This window comes from Occultella kanbiaonis (genome assembly GCF_009708215.1).
Classification (GTDB): Bacteria; Actinomycetota; Actinomycetes; order Actinomycetales; family Beutenbergiaceae; genus Occultella; species Occultella kanbiaonis.
Genome location: NZ_CP046175.1, coordinates 4,411,634 through 4,427,244 on the forward strand (window position 1 = coordinate 4,411,634; position 15,611 = coordinate 4,427,244).

At 70.8% G+C, this 15,611-nt stretch carries 16 protein-coding genes; 6 read left to right on the forward strand and 10 right to left on the reverse strand.

Annotated elements, in window-relative coordinates; translation table 11 throughout:
* The first annotated feature begins 98 nt into the window (after positions 1-98).
* The 6 genes from GKS42_RS20240 to GKS42_RS20265 all read left to right on the forward strand — a co-directional run bounded on the left by GKS42_RS20240 (position 99) and on the right by GKS42_RS20265 (position 4,366).
* The gene (locus GKS42_RS20240; RefSeq protein WP_210769227.1) at positions 99-926 is read left to right on the forward strand and encodes a glycosyltransferase family 2 protein; all 828 of its coding nucleotides are present in this window, start codon (positions 99-101) and stop codon (positions 924-926) included.
* A 298-nt stretch (positions 927-1,224) separates the two neighbouring features.
* Positions 1,225-1,488: a PqqD family protein gene (locus tag GKS42_RS20245; RefSeq protein WP_154795465.1), complete on the forward strand. Its 264-nt coding sequence runs from the start codon at positions 1,225-1,227 to the stop codon at positions 1,486-1,488.
* A gap of 71 nt (positions 1,489-1,559) precedes the next feature.
* Positions 1,560-1,688 carry a lasso RiPP family leader peptide-containing protein gene (locus GKS42_RS20250; protein ID WP_154795466.1) on the forward strand — a complete coding sequence of 43 codons (129 nt, stop codon included), beginning with the start codon at positions 1,560-1,562 and terminating at the stop codon, positions 1,686-1,688.
* Between the two features lie 106 nt (positions 1,689-1,794).
* Positions 1,795-2,961, forward strand: a complete 1,167-nt coding sequence (locus GKS42_RS20255) for an asparagine synthase C-terminal domain-containing protein (RefSeq protein WP_154795467.1) — start codon at positions 1,795-1,797, stop codon at positions 2,959-2,961.
* A gap of 2 nt (positions 2,962-2,963) precedes the next feature.
* Positions 2,964-3,404 carry a lasso peptide biosynthesis B2 protein gene (locus GKS42_RS20260; protein ID WP_232848125.1) on the forward strand — a complete coding sequence of 147 codons (441 nt, stop codon included), beginning with the start codon at positions 2,964-2,966 and terminating at the stop codon, positions 3,402-3,404.
* Positions 3,401-4,366, forward strand: coding sequence for a phosphoenolpyruvate carboxykinase (ATP) (locus GKS42_RS20265; protein WP_154795469.1), 966 nt, complete (start codon positions 3,401-3,403; stop codon positions 4,364-4,366). The genes GKS42_RS20260 and GKS42_RS20265 overlap by 4 nt, the downstream gene beginning before the upstream one ends.
* Here the strand turns inward: GKS42_RS20265 and GKS42_RS20270 are convergent.
* The 10 genes from GKS42_RS20270 to GKS42_RS20315 all read right to left on the reverse strand — a co-directional run bounded on the left by GKS42_RS20270 (position 4,330) and on the right by GKS42_RS20315 (position 15,524).
* Positions 4,330-5,454 (reverse strand): nucleotidyltransferase family protein, encoded by a 1,125-nt coding sequence (locus GKS42_RS20270; protein WP_168217919.1) that lies wholly within the window; start codon positions 5,452-5,454, stop codon positions 4,330-4,332. The genes GKS42_RS20265 and GKS42_RS20270 overlap by 37 nt on opposite strands.
* Before the next feature lie 284 nt (positions 5,455-5,738).
* Positions 5,739-6,734: a dihydroxyacetone kinase subunit DhaK gene (locus GKS42_RS20275; RefSeq protein ID WP_154795471.1), complete on the reverse strand. Its 996-nt coding sequence runs from the start codon at positions 6,732-6,734 to the stop codon at positions 5,739-5,741.
* On the reverse strand, positions 6,731-7,390 hold the full coding sequence (gene dhaL, locus GKS42_RS20280) for a dihydroxyacetone kinase subunit DhaL (protein WP_154795472.1): 660 nt from the start codon (positions 7,388-7,390) through the stop codon (positions 6,731-6,733). The genes GKS42_RS20275 and dhaL overlap by 4 nt, the downstream gene beginning before the upstream one ends.
* 37 nt (positions 7,391-7,427) lie before the next feature.
* The gene (locus GKS42_RS20285) at positions 7,428-8,201 is read right to left on the reverse strand and encodes an HAD-IA family hydrolase (RefSeq protein WP_154795473.1); all 774 of its coding nucleotides are present in this window, start codon (positions 8,199-8,201) and stop codon (positions 7,428-7,430) included.
* Positions 8,198-9,058: a class II fructose-bisphosphate aldolase gene (locus GKS42_RS20290; protein ID WP_154795474.1), complete on the reverse strand. Its 861-nt coding sequence runs from the start codon at positions 9,056-9,058 to the stop codon at positions 8,198-8,200. The genes GKS42_RS20285 and GKS42_RS20290 overlap by 4 nt, the downstream gene beginning before the upstream one ends.
* 16 nt (positions 9,059-9,074) lie before the next feature.
* Positions 9,075-10,052, reverse strand: coding sequence for a sugar-binding transcriptional regulator (locus GKS42_RS20295; protein WP_154795475.1), 978 nt, complete (start codon positions 10,050-10,052; stop codon positions 9,075-9,077).
* Between the two features lie 110 nt (positions 10,053-10,162).
* Complete coding sequence (locus tag GKS42_RS20300; RefSeq protein WP_154795476.1) at positions 10,163-12,211, reverse strand: patatin-like phospholipase family protein; 2,049 nt, start codon at positions 12,209-12,211, stop codon at positions 10,163-10,165.
* Positions 12,212-12,234: 23 nt separating this feature from the next.
* Positions 12,235-13,089, reverse strand: coding sequence for an HNH endonuclease family protein (locus GKS42_RS20305; RefSeq protein ID WP_154795477.1), 855 nt, complete (start codon positions 13,087-13,089; stop codon positions 12,235-12,237).
* Positions 13,086-15,170 (reverse strand): AAA family ATPase, encoded by a 2,085-nt coding sequence (locus tag GKS42_RS20310; RefSeq protein WP_154795478.1) that lies wholly within the window; start codon positions 15,168-15,170, stop codon positions 13,086-13,088. Before GKS42_RS20310 ends, GKS42_RS20305 begins: the two co-directional genes overlap by 4 nt.
* A gap of 114 nt (positions 15,171-15,284) precedes the next feature.
* Complete coding sequence (locus tag GKS42_RS20315) at positions 15,285-15,524, reverse strand: hypothetical protein (RefSeq protein WP_154795479.1); 240 nt, start codon at positions 15,522-15,524, stop codon at positions 15,285-15,287.
* Positions 15,525-15,611: the final 87 nt, after the last annotated feature.

The following is a 15,611-nucleotide window of genomic DNA, read 5'->3' on the forward strand; positions in this document are numbered from 1 at the left end:
GGGTGAACTTCCCCTACCGCTTGCCATCACCCCGGGGTGAGGGGAGGAGGGGGACGCTTTCCCTGACAGGCAGCCCCATGGGCGGGGATACTCAGCGCGTGGTCTCTATCATCATTCCGGCGCACAACGAGGAGCGGGCACTGCCTCGGCTGTTGGATGCGCTCCAGGGCGCCGACGGATACCCGTCCGAGATCGTAGTCGTGGCAAACGGCTGCTCGGACCGGACTGCGGACATCGCCCGCGACCATGAGGTCACCGTGATCGAGACACCGGTGCCGTCGAAGATCCGCGCCCTCGCACTCGGGGACCAGCACGCCACAGCCTTCCCACGGATCTATATCGACGGCGACGTGGTGCTCGGTGCCGACGACGCGCGCGCTCTCTGCGACGCACTCACCGGGAGGATCCAGGCCTCGGGTCCGACCAGGCACGTGCCGATGGACGGGGTGTCAGCACCGGTCCGCTGGTACTACGACGTGTGGCAACGGCTGGACGGCGTCCGGACCGAGTTGTACGGACGCGGTGTGATCGCCGTGAGCGAGCAGGGCCACGCCCGGATCCGGGACTGGCCGGAGACCATGTCCGACGACCTACACCTGGCCATGAGCTTCGCCCCCGAAGAGCGCACCGTGGTCCCCGGAGCCCGGGTCACCATCAGGCCGCCGAAGACCTACGCCGATCTGTTGCGCCGGCGGGTCCGTGCGATGACCGGAAACACCCGCATGTCGGCTGCGCGCGGCGCACCGCCCGTCCGTGGTGCCGGTGCGACCCCGGGGGCTCTCGCCCGGATGGCCATGGCCGAGCCCCGACTGCTGCCGGGCGTGGTCGTCTTCGTGGCCACCGCGGCCGTTTCCAAGCTGTTGGGCCGCCGTGCGGCGCGGCGCGGTGACACCACGTGGCTAAGGGATGAGAGCAGCCGACGCTGACACCCCACAGCCTGTGCTTCGGTCACGGCTGTGCTCATGAAGCGTCACCCGTCAAGGCCCACCCCCGTCCGCGGCCGCTGCCGTCAGCAACAGGCACGCAATAGGACGCTTCGAACCGCATCGGCACGACTCTCAACCAACGCTTCGGTGGCCTCACACCCTCTCACCCCCTGGTGAGCGGAATTCCCGGCAAAGGTCACCCCCCAGTCACCCGACGCTTCCGCACCCGCTCCCCTAGATTCCGGAGTGTTCGAGCAGTAACTACCGGCTGTAGCCATCGGGCATGGGGAGATACGACGTGAAGTTGCGTAGAGACGGCGTCACCTGGCGTGAGATCGACGGCGAGATGGTCATCCTCGACCTGAAGACGTCCAAGTACCTGACCACGAACCGAGCCGGCACCACGTTGGTCAGGTTGCTCGCCGAGGACCGCAGCACCGGTGACCTCACCGACGCGCTGGTCACCGAGTTCGGCATCAGCACCGATCAGGCCGCCGGCGACGTCGCCACGTTCGTGGACTCCCTCGAGCAACGGGGGCTGCTGCAGGACGCTGCGCTTTGACGCGCTCAAGATTTCCGGCACATCCAGGCCGGGGCCACAACCGCTACACCTCGAGAGGGGGTGACACCACTATGTACGAATCTCCGATGATCCAGGAGGTCGGCTCCGTCCGCGACCTCACGCTGGGCCAGGGACTGCGGGGGAGCGACGACAGCCTCGGCTGGTTCTCCTGGGGGACCAACCCGGACCCGTCGTCCTGACCTCAGGTCGAGACCGGACCCGCCGACCATAGGTGGTCGGCGGGTCCGGCTCATTGTGCCGATGGCACCACAATCGTCAGAACACTGATGCGAGGGGACGCAGGAGTTGACGCACGCAATACCGGTACACGACTACATCCGCTCCGATCCCTTTGAGGTAGCGACGTGCTGGCAGCACGGGCTGACCGAACCCACTGCCCTGCCGGCTACGTCCCGCACCCCGCGTGAGGCTCTGGAAGCGGCCATCCTTCCCGCACTCGTAGAGGGACCGTGCTATGTGACCTTCTCGGGTGGTCGTGACTCGTCGGCCGTCCTGGCAGTCGCAACGGACCTGGCCCGACGGAAGGGCCTTCCCGATCCTGTACCCGTGACCCGCGTCTACCCGGACCTGCCCGAATCTGACGAGACCGAGTGGCAGGAACTCGTCGTGAGCCACCTCCGGATCGAGAATTGGCTCCGACTCGAGTTCACCGAGGATGAGACCGACCTGATCGGTCCGGCAGCACGCCTCAGCATCCGCCAGCACGGGATCCTTTGGCCACCCGCTCTGCACAGTCATGGCCTCGTGTACCGGCACCTCTCAGGCGGTGCGATGCTCACCGGGGAGGGTGGCGACGCGGTCCTGGACGCGCGTCGCATCACCCCGCTCACGCTGCTGCGACGTCGTCGCCGAGCCACCCGCAGGCTCTGGTCCGACGCCGCCAAGGCTCTCGCGCCCGCACCGGTACGCCGTCGTCAGATTGCGCGCGATCTCGAGGTGAGTGATCCGCAACTCTGGCTACGGCCCGACGTCGCCCGTCGCCACGAGAGACTGGCCGCGGCCGATGAGGCGAAGCAGCCGCTGCGTTATGACAACGCCACCTGGTGGATCAACAGCCGTCGATTCTGGGCAACGATGACGACCAACCAGTCGCTCATCGCCTCCACGTACGGTGTGCGTACCGCCGATCCGCTCTTGGACGCCGGCTTCCTTGCCGCTCTCGCCCACGCCGGTGGCATCTGGGGCTTCAACGGCCGCACCTCCACGATGAAGGCCCTCTTCTCCGACCTCCTACCCCCCGCCCTGTTGGCTCGCCGGACGAAGGCCAGCTTCAACAATGCATATTCAGGGCGATACACCCGGGAGTTCGCTACCGCCTGGGACGGTACCGGGGTCGACACCGAACTGGTGGACCCGGAAGCTCTCCGCGCCATGTGGCTCTCGGACACACCGACCATGTCGACTGCGATGCTGTTGCACCAGGCGTGGCTGGCCTCGCAGAGCGAGTCGTGAGCATGCGCCTCCCGCCGACGGACGAGTGGCCCTGGATCGCCGCGGCGCTTGCAACCGCACTGGTGACCGAGATCGGCTTGCGTACGGCCGGCCTGCCCCGCCTCTCCCAGAGCCTCGGCACGCCCCTACGCACCATCGACGCCGGGCCGGTCCGCCACCCGCACGTGCGACCCACGTTGGACGATCGGGACCGCCGCAAGGTGCGAGCCACGCGGCGCGTGATGCGGCACTGGCCCTTCGGCGACACCTGCCTACGGCAAGCGCTCGTCAGCGGAGCCCTGCTTCGACGACTCGGTCCGGAACTCATCGTGGGCGTCGCGAAGATCGACGGCGAGATCCGAGCCCACGCATGGCTCGAGATCGACGGCGCGATCCTGGACCCGCTTCGAGCCGCGTCCTCCTACACTCCCCTGACAGCACTCAAGCCTTCGGAGACAGCGTGAGCACCACCCGCCTGTACGGCCTGAATCTCGCATCCGACCTGCCGCTCCATCAGAACCGGCAGGGACAGGGTGACGCCGACGTCACGATCCGGCTCGGCGCGCCGATGGAGGCGACTGAGCAGGTTCCTCCCGGCCGCGTGCTCCTCCATCTCGACGGCGACAAGCAGTACTACTCCGCCACCGACACGGGATCCGGGTATCTGCTCCGGTTCTACCGCACCTGCGACTTCGAGCTCGACCAGGACCTGACCACGGTGACGGTCCGACTCGTGCATGGCGCGGACCCCGAACGTGCCGGCGTCCTCGCCGCGGGGACGATGCTCTCGTTCCTGCTCGCAATGCGTGGGCGTCCGGTGCTGCACGCGAGCGCGGTGCAGGTGGGCGACGCCGCTCTCGCGTTCGTGGGCCGTTCCGGCATGGGCAAGTCCACGATGGCGACGCTTATGTGCGCCGACGGCGCCCGCCTCATCACCGACGACGTGCTCCACCTCGACCTCGATACGGCGCCACCCCGGTGTCACCTCGGGGCGACCGAACTCCGCCTCCGCAAGGCCGCGGGCGACCTCGCCGCCCGGTTCACTGTTCCGCCGGTGCACCGAGTCACCGGCGACGACCGGGACGCGCTCGCCACGGCTCGGGCCGAGACCGACCGACTGCCTCTGCACGCGATCGTGATTCCGGCGCCCGACCACTCGGACCAGGATCGCGAGCCCGAGTTCACCCGCCTGTCCCAGCGAGACGCGCTGCTGCACCTGCTGATGTTCCCCCGCATCGTCGGCTGGGAGGATCCAGCCGCCGTGGACCAGCAGTTCCAGCACCTCAGCGATCTCGTCGAGACGGTTCCGGTCTACGTCGCCCGGCTGCCCTGGGGGCCGCCCTTCCCGCCGTTCATCGCCACACAGGTACGCGCCGCGGTTGCGCTGGATCAGCCGGTCGCCTCGGTCTCGACACCAGCCAGGTAGACCTCCAACGCGGCCTCATCCGCTTTGAGCCTGGTGGTCTTCGGGGCCGCGGGCGCCCGGCGGACGCGTTCTCGCACGCCGAGCAGCGCGTTGTGGCCGGCCACGGTGACCGTGCGTGCTGCGCTCGGTTGCGCGGCGCGCGCCACCAGCCGCGCCAGGCCCGGCTCCTGGCGTGCGTCCGGTACGGGGGCGACTCGATCCACGACCGCCGTGAGCGCACCGAAGGCATCGGACAGGCCCAGCCGCCGGTTCAGGTCATCGGGCGCCGACGTGGTGCCGAAGACATGCCGGGCACGTGCCAGGACCAGAGCGACGTGTGGCTCGGCGCGCCAGGTCCTGGCCCGGCGGCCCACCTCGTCCCAGTCCTCGATCTGGGCTGCCAACCGGTCCGCGTCCACGAGGAGGAGTAGTCGGTTCGCGCCGGTCAGCGCCGCGTGCAGGCAGACGTGCACCAGGGCGTCCGCGCGTGACAGGGCCCAGGCGCGGTTCAGGCCGAGTGCCACGGGGGTCCTGCGATCCAGGAGCTCACGCGTCGGCACCGCGAACCGCGCTCGCCGCACCGCCATGTTGATCATGGACCAGTGAAGGTCCATCAGGAGCCCGGACGGACTGACCCAGTGCATCTCCCCCGGCGTGCGGGGGTTGCGGAGCATGTCGTCGTAGTCGGCGATAGTCCAGCCGGCCGCGAGGAGCCGGCGCGCGACCTCACGCAGGTCGTGGGGATCGACCAGGGTGTCGACGTCGTGATAGGTCCGCAGCCCCTGCGCGGGATGGGCCGTCTCGGAGAGGAACGGGCCCTTGAAGGTCACCCAGTCGATGTCCTCGAGGATGCCGCCGAACTCGTCGAGCATGATCGTCGCCCGGATGTGCACCCCCATGGCGTGGTCCCGGTCCGGCCGCAGCAGCGCGGCATCCTCCGGGGCACGGTCCCTGAGCGCGAGGTGCACGAGTGGCGCCACCCGGTGGTACCGGGCGGCCTTGATCAGGTCCGGCCGTGCGTCCTCCCCTGGCACGGCGAGGCCACGATCGCCGCGAGCAACGGCCACCAGCAGGTCCGACACCGCCTGCTTCGTGCGGCGATCGACCACTAGAACTCCCGGCGTCTTCGGGCGGTCCCCGGCAGCGGGACGGCAATGATCGGTGGCCCTGCGCGCATCCGGCAGGTGACGAAAGGCTAGCGTGGGCAGCCGTCCCACGAGGGCGGAATGGCGGGGATCCGCGAACGTCGACGCTGTCCAAGCCACCCGCCGATCGGGACGGCGGAACGGCATGAACGCCAATACCGACTTTGGCCGCGTGTCGCCCGACGTGCGACTGAAAGCCAAAATCCTGCCGAGGCCGATCGGCCCCGGCAGGAAGGCTCTGCTGCCGCTCAGAAGATCCGGTTCGACACCTCCGCCGGCGCGAGCAGCAACTCCTTGAGCTCGTCGTCGACCTTCAGCAGGGTCAGCGAGGCGCCGGCCATGTCCAGGGAGGTGCAGTACTCCCCCACGTAGCTGCGGAACACCGAGATGCCCTGGTCGGCGAGCTTGCGGTGGGCGATCCCGTAGAGCAGGTACTGCTCGCTGATCGGGGTGCCGCCGAGACCGTTGATCATCAGGGCGACCTCGTCGCCGGAGGAGTACGGCAGGTCGCCAACGACCGCGTCGAGCAGGATGTCGACGATCTCGTCGGCACTGGCGAGCTTGACGCGTTCGCGGCCCGGTTCACCGTGGATGCCGATCCCGACCTCCATCTCGTCGTCACCGATCTCGAACAGGGGTGTGCCGCGTTCGGGCGGGGTGCACGAGGTGAGCGCGATGCCCATGCTGCGCACGGACGCGATCACCTTCTCCCCGATCCGGACGAGCTCCTCCAGCTCGGCCCCGTTCTCCGACGCGGCCCCGGTGGCCTTGATGACGAAGAAGTTGCCCGCCACGCCGCGGCGCCCGACGGTCCAGGTGGAGTCCTTGACCGCGACGTCGTCATCGACGAGCAGGGCGCCGACCTTCATGCCGTCGGCCTCGCACATCTCCTTGGCCATCTCCCACGCGGTGCGGTCGCCGGTGTAGTTGTTGACCAGGTGCAGGATGCCCTTCGGGGAGTAGAGCAGCTTGGACGTCTCGTAGACGAACTCCACGGGAGGCCCCGCGAACACGTCGCCCGGGCACGCGCCGTCGAGCATGCCCTTCCCGACGATCATCGTGTGCGCGGGCTCGTGACCGGAACCGGAGCCCTGGATGATGCTGACCTTGTTGTCGTTGGGCGCGTCGGCTCGGTAGATGAGGTTGTAGCGCGGGTCGTAGTCGAGTGCCCCGCCGCTGGCGAGCTGGATGCCGGTGAGCATCTCGGGGACGAACTGACGTGGGTCGTTGACGAACTTCTTCACTGTCCGGCTCCTTGCCGTGAGTCGCGCCACGCGGCGCTGATGTCCTGCAGGATCACCCCGATGGCGGTCGCCCCCGCGTCCACCGATGCGCGGCTGCGTTCGCCCGTGTAGGCGGCGCGGCCCCGTTTCGCGAGCATGCCCAGCGTCGCCTCCGCGGCGGAGACGGCCACGTCGGCTGCCTTCTGCACGGCGGCGACGCCGCCGTCGTCGAACCCCTCGGCGATGCTGGCCTCCAGCGAGTCGACCGCCGGCACCAGGGCATCGAGCAGGGTCTTGTCCCCGAGTTCCGCCTGGCCGCGCTGGGAGATCCCGGTGATCGAGGCCCGCAGGACCTCGATCAGCTCCGGCCCGGTGAGGCTGGTGCGCTCCCCCGCGGCGGCCGCCGCACGCATGAACGCCGTGCCCCAGATCGGCCCGCTGACCCCGCCGACCTTGCCGGCGATGACGAACCCGACCTTCTTCAGCAGTGCCCCCACGCTGGTGTGGTCGAAGGAGTCGAGGTCGGTCCCGACCACCTCGAACCCGTTGCGCAGCGAGAACCCGAAGTCGCCGTCCCCCGCCACGGCGTCCAGCTGCGCGAACTCCTCGGCGTTGTCCACGATGGTCCGCGCCATCGTGCGCAGGACGAGGTCGACGTCGTCGTTCGTATCCGTCATGCCTACCCTCCTTGGTCGGTGCGGTGTTGGGTGCGAGTCACTCCAGGCAGCAGAGCAGGTCGGTCAGTCCGATCACGGTGTCCGGCCGTGCGGCGCCCCGGTTGGCCAGGACGAGGGCTGGCTCCCCGCCGGGGTCACCGAGCGAGGTGACCACCAGGACCGCCTCGTCGTTCGGTTCGGTTCGTGTGTACCCGTTCACCGTCAGCACGCACCGCAGGCCCGCGCGGGTGGCGGCGAGCAGCCCGTTGCGAGAGTCCTCGATGACCAGGGTCCTGCTCGGGTCCGCCCCGAGCCGCTCGAGCGCGAGCAGGTAGATGTCCGGTGCCGGCTTCTTCGCCGGCACCACGTCACCGGCGAGGATCGCGTCGAACGCCTCGGCCCGCCGCTGCCCGACCGCCTGGGTCAGGATGGCGCGCACGGACGCCTCCGCGGAGGTGGAGGCGACGGCGAGCTGCCAGCCGGCGTCCTGGGCGGCGGTGATGATCCGGGTGACGCCGGGCCGGGGCGGCAACGCGCCGTCGGCGACCATTGCCGTGTACCGAGCGGTCTTGTCCTTGTGCCAGGCCGCGATCATCGCCGCCTGCTCGTCGGGGTCGGTGGGCAGGTTGTTCGCGGCGACGAACTCGGGGGTGAGCTCACTCGCCATCCGCTCCTTGCCGCCCGCGATCTGCAGCTTGGTGGCGTAGTCGGCCTCGCTCCAGTGCAGTGGCACCCCGAAGTGTTCGAACGTGGCGTTGAAGGCGACCCGGTGCCCGTCCCGTTCGGTGTCCGCGAGCACGCCGTCGCAGTCGAAGATCAGGGTGGCGCTCACGAGACGGCCCAGGCCTTCCCGGCACTGCCGAACATCCGGATGTGCTCCGCGGCCATCTCCTCGACCGCCTCGGTCTGCGCCCGGAACAGCGACGGCGGGTCGTACTTGCCCGGGTTGGCGCTCATGTAGTCGTAGCCCGCGGCCATGAACCGGATCTTCAGGGCCGTGGAGATGTTCACCTTCGCGCAGCCCCGGGCGATCAGGTCGCTGAACTGCTCCGCGCTCATCCCGGTCCCGCCGTGCAGCGCCACCGGGATCCCGGCCGCCTCGACGATGTCGGTGACCCGCTTGTTGTCCAGGGTGGGCGCGGCCCGGTACATGCCGTGGGCGTTGCCGATGGCGGGCGCGAACACGTCCACACCGGTGGCCTCGATGAAGGCCAGCGCGGTCTCCAGGCTGAGCTCGGGCGGCGGGGCGTCCCCGGCCAGATCCTCCACCCGGGCGAACGGCTCGATCTCACCCTCGACCAGCGCGCCGTACTCCCGGGCCTGCTCGACCACCTCGACGCACTGCCGCTGGTTCTCCTCGACGCTCAGCTTCGAGCCGTCGAAGAGCACCGAGTTCCACCCGGCCTCCAGGCACGCGGTGATCAGGTCCCGGTCCGGGCAATGGTCCAGGTGCAGCGCGACCGGCACGCTCACCTCCTCGGCGAGCTCGGCCCAGAGCGCGTACAGCACGTTCACGCCCATCGCCTCGACGGTCTTCACCGAGGTCTGCACGATGAGTGGCGCTCGTAGTTCCTGCGCCGCGGCGAGCACGGCCGCCATCGTCAGGTCGTTCACCACATTGATCGCGGCGACCCCGTACCGGTCCTCGAATGCCCGGTCCACGATGTCCTGCGTGGGCACGATCGGCATCATCCACCTCCGATTCTCATGACCCCTCCGCCCGGTCTGTCACCACCAGCTCGAGGACGGCCCGGGCGTTCGGCTCGTCCACCACGAGCGCGTCGACGATGCCGGCGCGCAACACCCCGAGAATGGCGAGCGGCTTCTCCGGCCCGCACGCGACGGCCACGACGGCGGGGATCCGCCGCAGCTGCTCCAGCGACAACGCCATCACCCGCTCCAGGTGCGGCGCCGTGATCGCCCTACCCGAGGCGTCGACGTACGTGCCGAGCACGTCCCCGACCGCGCCGCGCGCCCGCAGCCGCGCGATCTCGGCGGCTGACAGGCACCCGGACCGCACCATGGTGCACTCGTCGTCGGTCCCGCCGATCCCCACCAGCGCCAGCGCCGCTCCCGCGGCGAGATCGAAGACCCCGCCGACGGCGTCCTGCTCGCGCAGTCTGTCCCGCACCTGCCCGTCGGCCACGTAGGCGGGCGCGTAGAGGCTGTGCGCGGTGCCGTCGGAGGCGACCGCGAGCGCCCGGGCGATCTCGTTCGGGTTGGTGGGCGCGTCCACGAGCGGCGATCCGCCCATGGCACTGACGAACACGCATCCGGTCGCGGCCGGTCCCCGGAACGCCCCGGCGAGCGCGGCCAGGTCCCGGCCGTGTCCGACGGCCACCCGGACCCCGTCGGTGAGCCTGCGCTCCAGGTACCGGGCGGCGCTGCGGCCCACGAGCGTGCGTTGCTCGGCTGCTCCCTCGGCGGCCGGTGCCACGATCGCGTGCCGGAGCCCGAAGGCCTCCGCGAGGCGGTCCTCGAGGTCGAGGTCGAGGCCCCGCGGGGTGTCGATGTGGATGTCCACCACGCCGGTGGCGCGGGCACGCTCGAGCAGCCGGCCGACCTTGGGCCGGGACAGTGCGAACTCCTCGGCGATCTGCTCCTGCGTACGGGCGTCGACGTAGGACCGGTACGCGATCCGGGCGAGCAACTCGTGCTCGTCAGGGTTCAGCCCCACGGGCATGGCCGCCTCCGACACCTGAGCATCCGCTCACCACTGAGCGGATGCTCGTCAAGGTAGCACCGCTCCAACGCCAAGCGGAAGGGTTCGGCGACGTGAGAAGACAGCGGCCGTCAGTACGGGAGACGACCCCCGCCCGAGCCGCCGCCAGGACCCAGCCCGGCACCGCCGTCGGGCATCATCTCGGTCTCGGCGTCGGCGGCGAACGCGGCGTCCAGATCGGCGACCGTGGGCGCCTCGAACGTCGCCACGCCCTCCTCGGGGACCAGCCGCAGCCGCGGCGTGGGCCGTGGCGAGCCCTTCGTGACGGCGTCGTCGGCACCCCAGTCGACGCCCAGGTCCAACAGCTCATCGATCAGGTGGTTGACCCGGGCCCGCTGCGCCTTGCCGAGCGGGTACGAGGGCAACTCCGCTGCTGCGCCCGATCCGGCGAGGTCGGCGTAGTCGGTGGCCCCAGCGACCGGGGTGCGGTAGCCGGCGCCCCACGCCCCGAGCCAGGTGTGCAAGCCAGTGGCCGACGTCCGCATCCGGATCCATCGGTGGTTCTCGAACCCCGCGGCCGGGGTGCCGCCGGGGTCAGTCCCGGCGTACCGATCGACCAGCTTCACCGCGCCGGCCCGCCCCCGGGCGGCGAGGTCGTCCACGATCGGCTTCGGCATCGACAGGTTCATCCCACCCTCGTTCGCCGAGTGGTAGATCGTGACCACCCGCTCCCGGTAGCCGGGGAGCACCAGTTGCGCGTTGTCGACCCAGGTCTGGGCGGTCGTGACCAGCGCCATCGCGAACCCGAGCAGCCCACCGAGCCCGTCCGGCCTGAGCCCGTGCCAGCTCCGCAGCACCCCGGCCTGGTTGACGTTGGGCAGGTACGTCTTCTCGTCCTCGGGCATTGTCTCCGCTCCTTGACCCAAGTTGATCGCGAACGTGGGCCGGCTCGGCAGCGGGCTGTCGAAGAAGTGCACGGGCAGGTTCGCGCAGAGCCCGCCGTCGGAGAACCAGTTCGGTTCGAACTCGGGGGACGCCCCGATCGCTGCCAGTGCCTGCTCGGTACTGCCCTCCGGGTGCTCGGTCAACCACGCCTCTGCCGCCGCCTTGTAGTCCTGGTTCGTCTTCCGCCCGTAGTCGATGGCCTCCAGCGGCACCGCGGAGATCAGCACCGGGAAACTCAGGCTCATCCGGGTGGCGACCACGATCGGCACGTCCCGGGGCGCCGGGAACGGCACGAGTCCGCGCCGGCGGGCGTGCGCCCGGACGAGGTCCGCGTACCTGGCCTTCACGGTGGTCCCCGCCCGGGCCGAGGTGGGCGGGTGCTCCTCGATCCACGCGACCACGTCCTCCGGGAAGTACCGGCGCCACAGGGCCGCGTCCAGGTAGTAGCCACGGGCCTCCCAGGGCATCGCCATCGGCTGGTAGCGGGTCACGTTCGTGGTCATCATCCGCAGCGTGATGCCGGCATCGGCAAGTTGCCCGAACGTCACGGGGTCCTCGCCGGAGCCCGGCGGACGCGTCCGTCCGGCCATCGTCTGGATCCGCTTGTGCAACCACGGGGTCAGCGCGGGGGCGCCCTTACCGCCGTGGCCCGCCATCCCGGTGCACATCCCCCACCCCTGCAGCCGGCCGAGCAGGCCCGCGGCGGAGACCGCCAGGCCGAACACGGCGCCGAGCAGCGCCAGGACCACCCCGGCCGCGACCCCGGCCCACCGGCCGCCGCCACCACCCGAGACCCCGGCGAGCACCGCCAGGATCACGCCCGGCAGGGCGCCGAGCACCAGCGCCCACCAGAACCAGCGCAACGTCGCGAGCACCATGGCACGCACCGCCGTCGACCCCTTCGACCCCATCCCCGCGGTGGCGACCCCGAACAGTGGGGCCGCCGCCCGGGTCGGCTGGAACAGCCGGAACAGGGTGGACCCGCCGGCCGGTGAGGGCGCGGTGATGTCGTCCGGCATGCGCTCCAGCTCGGCGAACCCGCCGGTGCCGCGCCCGAGCTCGGCGGCTGCGGCCGCGGCGGCGGCGATGGCCCCGGCGGACGCGCCGCCCACCGACCGGAGCCGGTAGGTGCGGGCCAGCTCGGTGACGGCTCGCGGGTAGATCACCCCGGAGGTGATCCCGCCCTTCATGACCAGGTCACACTCCAGGGTGGGGTCGGACCAGTCCGTGCTCATGACGACCTCCTCGGGTGGGCGTCTCAGTCCGGCGGGAACAGCCGGTCGTAGTACGCGGCGACGACCTGCCTGGTCATCGCGGTGTAGGGCGCGTCGTCGGCGACGAAGGTGGCCACGTCGGCGACGCCCCGTTCGAACTGCTCACGCAGGCCCTGGTCCTGCGGGTGCCGGCCGATGGCCGCCTTCAGCGCAGCCAGCGACTCGAGGTGACCGACGAGCTGTCGCACCACCCGCCGTCGGGCCTCGACCAGTCCACGGCGTTGTAGCGCGCACACCTTGATCGTGGTCTGCCCCTTGCGGCTCTCCCGGCCGGAGTCGTTGCGGCTCGCCCGCACCCAGCCTTCGTCGATGCCGGTGGTCTGCCACACGAACTCGAAATGCTTCTCCGGGTGGTCGAGGTAGGGGTGCAGCAGCAGCCGGTCCTCGCGGTCCTCCTGCCCCGGCCGGGTGGCGCGGCGGGACTCGGAGCCGATCGGGAACGCGTTCGCCTTGCCGGCCGTCTCCTTGATGCCCGGCAGCTCCTGCGCCCGCGGGCTGTTGCAGTCGGTGCAGGAGGGCAGCAGGTTGTCCCAGTCCGAGGCGAGCCAGTAGTAGCCGGGCGGGGTGCGCACCCCGTTGATCGTCACCTCGCCCTTGGGCCGGTAGTGCTCGACGGCGAAGGGCTGGGTCGCCCCGTACGTCGACTCGCAGTAGGCGCACTTGTTCGCGAAGGCCTGCTCGAGCGCCTCCTTCACGTCCGGCGCCTTGTAGACGGAGTACTTGCCGTACTTGGCCGCGCCGTCCCAGGTCGCGTAGAACGTGGCGGCGGCCGCGCGCTCGCGCTCGGCCTTCGCCGAGGACAGGGTCGGCGGCGGGGCCGGGCGCGGCACCCGCCTCATCGCGGTGCCCCCGGCGCACCCGGCAGCCGGGCCGTCCACAGTGCCGCGAGCTCGGCGGTGACCGCCGCGGAGGTGCGCGTCCCCTCGTCACCGACCTGACGCCGTCGGGCGATGAACTCGTCCGCGGACGCGAGCAGCAGCCGGTCCCGTTCGGTGCTGCCGAGCACCCCGATCGCGTCCAGCCGGGCGCGCACGTGCGCCAGCTGCGCCTCCTGCTCGGCGCCTCGCTCGGACAGGCCCTGGAGTTGGTAGTACTGCGCCCAGAGGTCGTCGAGCTCCGGGTCGTCGGTGCTGCCGAGGCCGAAGTGCTCGGAGGTGAGCAGTTGGTCCACACGCATGCCCTGCACCGACGGCAGGTCGGTGATCGCGATGACGTCGGCCCGGGCGTTGCGGCGGATCACCGTGATCTCGCCGTCGAGCAGGCCGCGCAGGCAGAGCGGGTCGTGGGTGGACACGATGAACTGCACCCGCGGCATCAGGGTGCGCAGCGCGGTCACGATCCGCATCCGCCAGCGCGGGTGCAGGTGGGCGCCGAGCTCGTCGATGAGCACGATCCCCTCCGCCAGGCCCACCTGGTCCCAACGGGTCAGGACGGTGCGCAGCACGTCGCAGGCGAGCACCAGCATGGACTGGTAGCCGTCGCTGAGTTCGGTCAGCTCGGCCACGGAGGCGTGCTGGTGGATCCGGACGACCTTGCGGCGCCGGTCCGCCTCGATCTCGGCCGTGTCCTCAAGGGCGAGCAGGTCCGCGAGGCCCTCGGCGACGTCGGTGAACACCGGCTCCGGCAGGGACAGCAGCCAGGTGGTGGGGTCGGTGAGCGGTCGGCACGGGTCGAACAGGTTGTCCACCCAGGCGCCGGCGCGGTCCGGGCGCTGCGGCGCCGGGCCGCGGGGCAGCAGCCGGGTGGCGCCGTACCCGAGGAGCAGCACCGGCGCGGCCTCGGGGCCGGTGAAGTCGGTGTCACCCGTGCCCCAGGTCAGCTCGAACGGCTGCGGGTCACCGGTCAGGTAGACCTGCACCCGGCCGATGCGGGCGCGGTGGCGCAGGTACGCGCCGGCGTCCATCGCGAGTTCGCGCCGGTAGGCGCCGCCGATCAGGGTGAGCGCGATCGCGTGCAGGATCGAGGACTTGCCGCACCCGTTCTCGCCGAGCAGCACCGTCCACGGCCCGTGCTCGCTCGTGGACGTCGAGAAGTCCAGGTCGAGGTCCCGGATCGGCCGGAAGTTGCCGATGACCACCCGGTCGATCCATTTCGTCGCGCCGTAGTAGCTCGTCGCCTGGGTCGGTGCGAGCGGGAGGTTCAGGTCGTAGCTCGGGCGGGGCAGCGCCATGGCGGGCGTGTGCCCGACGCCGCGCTCTGCCATCGAGGGGAACGCGTCCGGGGTGAGGTTCGCGGTGGGGTCGCCGGTTCCGGGGCCGGCGGGTCCGGAGGCGCCGCCGTGGACCGGTGCGCCCGGGCCGCCCGGTCGCGCGCCGGGGCGCCCACCGGTGTGTGGCCGGCTCGCGGGCCGTTCGGGCTCGATCGACCTGGCCCGGCGCGCCACCAGGGAGGACCGGTTCAGCGCGAGCACCTCGATGGTGACCCGACCCCGTTCGGTGGTCCCGGCGACCGTCCCGTCCACCTGGTAGAGCAAGTGGGCGGCGAGGTCCTCCCGGCCGGGATCGAGGATCAGCGCGTCCTCGTCGGTCCACGGCTCGGGCGCGTCGGAGCGGACACCGCGCACCGGGAACCTGCTGCCCTTGGCCCGCACGCAGTCCGCGCACGCGGGGAGCAGGTTCGCCCAGGTGTGCTCCAGCCACCGGTAGTGGTCCGGGCTGACCGTGCCGTCCTCACCGACGGCGTTCCCGGGCGGGCGGTGGTGCGTCACCACCGCGGTGTCGGAGTCGATCGGGGTCTCACAGTAGGCGCACCGCTCGCCCGTCATCTCCAGCAGCGCCGCGACCACCGCGGGTGGGCGCGAGTCCTCGTCGCGGGCGCTCTTGACCAGGGCGCTGTGCTTGCTGGCCGTCTCGGGCGAGGTCGGGTGCTCCGAGCGCGCGCGGGCGAACTCCTCTGGCTCTGCTGGGCGCACCAGTCTCATGGGACCTCCGCCGACCGTTGGGCGACATCATCCCACCGGGCCAACTCCCCCGGTGGGCGTTCGCTCAGCGAAGAGGTGCTTGCGGCGGCCGTGATACCGGCCGCGCAGGACCGGTCAGGACCGGCTGATGTTCGGCAGCGCGGCGAGCGCGGTGTCACCGGCCGCGTCGCGCTGGAGCATCGGTACGATCACCCATCCGGTGCCGGAGCGGCCCGGGCTGACCACGTGCGCGGACGTGCCGTCCGGCGCGGTCCAGTCGGAGCGGCGCCATTCGGCGACGACCGAGTCGGCGACGTCACCCAGCTTCATCACGTGGTCGAGATCGCAGACCCACGCACACGATGTCTCACCCATGTGCTCACTCCCCGGTTCGGTCCAATTCGTTCCCTTGAGCGCTCTTCACGCTAGTCCGGGATGTGATACAGGGCACTAGCCGGATCG